The 1,341-nt window shown below is 52.1% G+C and carries 1 protein-coding gene; it reads right to left on the bottom strand.

Annotated elements, in window-relative coordinates:
- Positions 1-95 precede the first annotated feature (95 nt).
- Positions 96-1,106 (bottom strand): site-specific integrase, encoded by a 1,011-nt coding sequence (locus KEM39_RS10385; protein WP_211709980.1) that lies wholly within the window; start codon positions 1,104-1,106, stop codon positions 96-98.
- Positions 1,107-1,341 lie beyond the last annotated feature (235 nt).

Genomic DNA, 1,341 nt, shown 5'->3' with positions numbered 1-1,341 from the left:
CGGAAAAAAAAACCGCCGCTGGATAGCTGGCGACATCGTGAAATACATCAAATCATGCAGACAGCAATAAACAAGCGGCCAATCGGTCGCTTTCCTTATTCCAGCTTATCCGCCAAATCTTCCACCGTGGGTGCGTAGTAGGTATTAAGCAAAATCCGCAAATCACGATGCCCCGAAATCTTAGCGAGCTCCATCGGCGAATATATCTTGGCCAGCCGCGTCAATGCCTCACGCCGCGCATCATGAAAATGCAGGTTTTCCAATAGACTGCGCCGCTTAAGTTTGCGAAACAGCGCATCCAGCGAGCCGCTGGTGATATTAAACACAAAAGAATTTTCGCGCACCGTTTCCATCTGTCGCAAAATCGCCACCGCCTTGCTGCTTAGTGGCACATTGCGCGGATGGCCGTTTTTAGTAAGCGGGATATGCACATAGCGGCGATCATAAAACACACAATCCCACGTCAGCATCACAATTTCCCCCGCCCGCATCGCTGTTTCCAGCGCGAAATAAAACGCCGCCGCCGCCCGTTGCGTGCGGGTGTTTGGCACACAATCAGGTGTATACCCACCCGCAAACGCCACCGCCGCCGCATCCTCATCCGTTACCCGCTGCGTACGGGCCAGCCCGTCTGCGGGTTTGTCCAGCCGCTGCATAAAGTTTTCAGGCAGCCAACGCCATTGCTTGGACGCCACCGTCAAAACATTAGACAGCAGCACCCATTCCCGCCGCAGCGTGGACGTGCTCACCTCTTTTTTGCGCTCATCCGCCCAATCTTGGAACTGCAACTCCGACAAATGCGGCAGCCTCACCTCCGCCAGCGGCGTGCGCAGCACGCGATTGATGATATTGGTTTCATTGCGCCAACCGTGCTTATGTACCGATACCTCGTTTTTATACCGCTCCAATACCTCCGAAAACGGCACATTGGGCGCACCACCAAAGCGCAGTGTGCGCCACTCATTTTCGATTTTAGCCGCCCAAGCCTCCGCTTCCGCCTTGCGCGGGAACGAAGCCGATCGGTTTAGTGCCGGCAGCCCATCCCGAGCCACCCGGCGAACCTGCGCCAGCCACATACCGTTAGATTTTTTGCGGATAGATGCCATTGTTTTTATCTCCGAGCCGTTGCAACGCCGTTGCAAATTGCGTTGCAAATCCGTTGCAATTATAGGCATAAACAGAGAAAAACAGAAATAAAAAGCATAAAGAATAGGCAAAACAAGAGCAGGCTATGAATCGCCCAAAATTAAAATATACGATTGAATTATAAAGATAAAATAATATTAGCCTGCACCTTTTTAGGTTGCAGGCTAATAGAAATTGGCACGCCCACGGGGATTC

The organism is Neisseria sp. Marseille-Q1983, from assembly GCF_018224585.1.
In the GTDB taxonomy this organism is placed as follows: domain Bacteria; phylum Pseudomonadota; class Gammaproteobacteria; order Burkholderiales; family Neisseriaceae; genus Neisseria; species Neisseria polysaccharea.
This window is presented reverse-complemented; position numbering and strand designations above follow the sequence as displayed.

Coding starts and splice junctions, on each gene's coding strand:
- KEM39_RS10385 (WP_211709980.1), bottom strand. CDS start 1,106: ATGGCATCTATCCGCAAAAAATCTAACGGTATGTGGCTGGCGCAGGTT.